The following is a 3,959-nucleotide window of genomic DNA, read 5'->3' on the forward strand; positions in this document are numbered from 1 at the left end:
GGCTATACCAATGAAGAAGCTTTTGGAAATGCTTTTTTACAAAGTATAATCCCCAGGGAACAAGCACAATTTATTAGTAAATGTGGTATACAATATGTCTGCAAAGCAAGAGAGAACAAAGTAAAACATTATGATTATTCTAAAGAATACATTATTTGGTCTGCAGAACGTTCTCTGTCCAATCTTAAAACTGATTATTTAGACCTTTTTTTATTGCACAGACCCAGCCCGCTAATGCAAACAGATGAAATAGCAGAGGCCATTCTTTATTTACAAAAAGAAGGAAAAATACGGGAGTTTGGAGTGTCTAATTTCTCGCCTTCTCAGATTTCCCTATTAGAATCCGTATTGCCTGTAACCGCTAACCAGGTTGAATTTTCCTTAACAGCGGAAAAATTAATGTATGACGGAACATTTGATGATTGTATCAAGCATAATCGAACCGCTATGGCGTGGAGCCCCCTGGGCAGCTATTTCAGGGAGGATAACAAAAGAAGGAAGCGAATAAAAAAAGTGCTAAAAGCCCTTAAAAAGAAATATGATGCAAATAGTAGTCAAATTCTTCTGGCTTGGATCTTAAAACATCCTTCCAAAGTTCACCCCGTTGTTGGTACCACAAACAAAGAACGATTAATAGCTTCTGTAAGGGCCACTGAAATTGATCTGGAATTGGAAGATTGGTTTTTGTTATTGGTTGCATCTCAGGGGCATAAGGTTCCGTAAACAGTAATTATTCCAAATTAATTTAATGAAGAAAACAGCATTTATTACCGGAGCAACCAGTGGCATAGGAAAAGCTACTGCGCTATTTTTCGCATCAAAGGATATCCGATTGATAATTTGTGGGCGAAGAAAAGAACTTTTAATAAAATTGCAGAAACAATTGGAGCCACTAACTGAAGTCTATGCATTGAATTTTGATGTCAGGGATAAAAATGCTGTTTCAAATGCGATAAACTCATTACCCGAGGAATTTTCTCATATAGATATTTTAATTAATAATGCGGGGAATGCCCATGGTATGGACCCCATAGAAACAGGCAGTCTTGAGGATTGGGATGCAATGCTGGATATTAATGTAAAAGGCCTGCTTTATGTCTCCAGGGCAATTGTACCGAAGATGGTGGAGCGTAATTCGGGACATATAATAAATATTGGTTCAACTGCCGGTAAAGAGGTTTACCCAAAAGGCAATGTTTATTGTGCGAGCAAACATGCCGTTGATGCAATTAATCAGGGAATGCGAATTGATTTGAATTCTTATGGAATCCGAGTGGGTGCTGTTAACCCGGGATTGGTCGAGACTGAATTTAGCAATGTCAGATTTAAAGGGGATAATAAGAGAGCAGACAGTGTTTACAAGGGATTTCAACCATTAAAGCCTGAAGATATAGCAGATATAATTTACTTTGTAATATCACGTCCTTCCCATGTAAATATTGCTGATCTTGTGGTTATGCCCACCGCACAGGCAAGTAGTACCATAGTGAAGAAAACGATATGATTAATAAGCGTCTACTGGTAAAAAACCTTTTGGCTCATAATGACGAGAATAGTTTTTATGATAAAAAAAGGTTTATCAATATTGGTAAGCGAGAAGGTAAAGCTAAATTTCTAAAGCATGTTTGCGCACTTGCTAATAGCAATCCAAATAACAATTCCTTCATTGTTGTTGGAGTTGAAGATGAGGACAATAAAATTGTTGGGGTAGATTTCTTTGATGACAGTAAGATTCAAAACCTTGTAAATGCCTACCTAGATAACCCTCCTTTGATCTCTTATGAAAATATTCCTTTTCCGCACTTGCCTGAAGGTAAGGTTGTGGGGTTAGTCACTATAAGCTCTAATGGCCAAGTGTGCTCATTGCGGAGGAATATATGGAAATATTATGGTGGCGCAGTTTTTTTCAGAGATGGGAGCATAAGCATGCCTAAGGCTTTTAATATTGTATTGAAAGATATCAATTCAGAAACTGTTGCTACTATAGAACAACATGCCCGAAACAATATAGAACTTACCCTCGATGGTGTAATAGATTTCATAAATTACAGACATAAGGATCTGATAAGCAGCTACAAAGTATTTAAAGAGCAATTTGTGCTCTGTTGGGCTGGGAATCAAAAAAAAGTAAAAAATAAAGTTTTTTATTCAAGAGTAGATATAGAACTTATTAATGAGCAGGTTAAACTTTTTTATTCTGCTCTCGATGAAATATCAATAAGCTTTAATGATGAATCCTTTTCTATCATGGAATATGTGAAGTTGGGATTGGGGAATCAACAAAAATACTATCCTTTGGAAAAAGTGGATATATTTTTTTCAGATAACGGAACCTATCAAATCCAAAGTAATTTAATCTTTGACCCACCTCAATATGATAAAAAGACTTTGTATCATATCTTTAATTCAAACAAGGCTATTTTGCAAAAAATTGAAAAGGGCCTGTCACTCAAGGGTCAGGAAGAACTTGATTTGAAATTATTACCCGCAACTTATCTTATTTGCTATTTTAATGGTTTTGAAGAAGCGAAGGATCTAATGGAAACAGCTCGGCCTCTCTTAAAAAAATATGATTCAAAAATTCATGAATCCTTGAAGGAGTCTTTTCGAATTTTAAGAAAAGTAAAATATAGCTAAGACTTGCTGAGCCATAGAATTTGAAAGGGATTTATTTCTAACAAGCCACTTTTTAAAGTTATGCTTTCACCTAATACCCGGTCCTTCAGTTTGCCTCCTGACGCATAACCCCTGGAGACAAGATCAACGGTATCTATCATATGATTATTTTCATCAAAATTGCAAATTACAAGGACATCCTTATCAGAATTATTTGTTCTTTCAAACATAAAAATATGTGGGCTTGGCGTCTGATGCAGTACTAAATTGTTGGTATCAGCAAATGCTGGTGTATTTCTTCTAATCTTAATTAGTTTTTTAAGGGAATGGAATATTTGTGTTTGAGGGGTATCAATTTTATCTAATCCAGACACTGTTTTCCAATCTTGTTTGGGTCTGTTAACCCATCTGCTATCTTCTTTTAAATTTTTATTCTTAAGATAAGAATAATCATTTAATGTCCCTATTTCATCACCGGCATAGATCATGGGAATTCCACCATAGGATAATATAATGGCATGTAGCATTAGGATTTTATTTACTGCAAATTTTGTCAATTCCGAGTTGTTTTGCTCTAACCCTTTTTCCAGTCCCAGTAAGGAGGCTGCACTACCGGTAATCCTGCCATCGCCATTTTTTGGGTTATACATAAAAATTTGACCCTTAGCAGGTGACCAATCAAGTTTTTGACAATAGTAATCCAATAAAAACTTCCTGTGTGCATAGGCGTCCCAGCCCACTTCATATATATAACGGTCATCAAAACCAAGACCGATGTCGTCATGACATCTGATATAATTTATCCAGGTCCCTTCTATGGGTTTACCTGGTAAATTCATAAGATTTTTATACAATAGATGAGTCTTTTTAGTAGCAATTGAATTCCAAAGTAAGGCCATCAAAGTGGCATTGTAGGCAATATCACATTCATTGCCTTTTTTAATACCTTCACCAAAATACTTAATAATTTCCTGTGGAGAAACTATAGCTTCAGCCAACAGAACAACCCCGGGAGCAACGACTTGTAAACACATTCGAAATAGGGTAATTAAGCTATGTGCTTCGGGAAGATTTTGAGAATTTGTACCCAATTTTTTCCATAGAAATGCCAGTGCGTCAAATCGAATAATGTCTACTCCCAAGTTAGCCAGTTCTACCATATTAGAGAGCATATCCATAAACACCATTGGGTTTGTATAATTGAGATCCCATTGATAGTCATTAAATACAGTCATAACCCACCTTTTCATTTTCGTATTAAAAGTGAAGTTTCCAGGGGAGGTTTGAGGAAACACTTCGGGCAAGGAATGTTCAAATTCATCTGGCATATTCCTGTCCGGGTA

Annotated in this window: 4 protein-coding genes; 3 read left to right on the forward strand and 1 reads right to left on the reverse strand. The window is 36.0% G+C overall.

What is annotated here, in order from left to right; all coding sequences use genetic code 11:
* The 3 genes from WBN20_RS16740 to WBN20_RS16750 all read left to right on the forward strand — a co-directional run.
* Positions 1-723 (forward strand): aldo/keto reductase (locus WBN20_RS16740; protein WP_424282510.1); only part of this gene is annotated, 723 nt, incomplete at its 5' end.
* Between the two features lie 25 nt (positions 724-748).
* On the forward strand, positions 749-1,504 hold the full coding sequence (locus tag WBN20_RS16745) for an SDR family NAD(P)-dependent oxidoreductase (protein WP_424282511.1): 756 nt from the start codon (positions 749-751) through the stop codon (positions 1,502-1,504).
* Positions 1,501-2,637, forward strand: a complete 1,137-nt coding sequence (locus WBN20_RS16750) for an ATP-binding protein (RefSeq protein ID WP_424282512.1) — start codon at positions 1,501-1,503, stop codon at positions 2,635-2,637. The genes WBN20_RS16745 and WBN20_RS16750 overlap by 4 nt, the downstream gene beginning before the upstream one ends.
* On the opposite strand, the gene WBN20_RS16755 is transcribed toward WBN20_RS16750, so the two are convergent.
* The coding region (locus tag WBN20_RS16755) for an alpha amylase (protein WP_424282513.1) at positions 2,634-3,959 on the reverse strand (1,326 nt) is incomplete at its 5' end. The two genes, WBN20_RS16750 and WBN20_RS16755, sit on opposite strands and share 4 nt — an antisense overlap.

Origin of the sequence: Eudoraea sp., assembly GCF_049665975.1 — a bacterium.
Taxonomy (GTDB): domain Bacteria; phylum Bacteroidota; class Bacteroidia; order Flavobacteriales; family Flavobacteriaceae; genus Eudoraea.

What these genes read in the sequence shown, in the direction of transcription:
- WBN20_RS16750 (WP_424282512.1), top strand. Translation starts at nt 1,501, where the DNA reads ATGATTAATAAGCGTCTACTGGTAAAAAACCTTTTGGCTCATAATGAC.
- WBN20_RS16745 (WP_424282511.1), top strand. Translation starts at nt 749, where the DNA reads ATGAAGAAAACAGCATTTATTACCGGAGCAACCAGTGGCATAGGAAAA.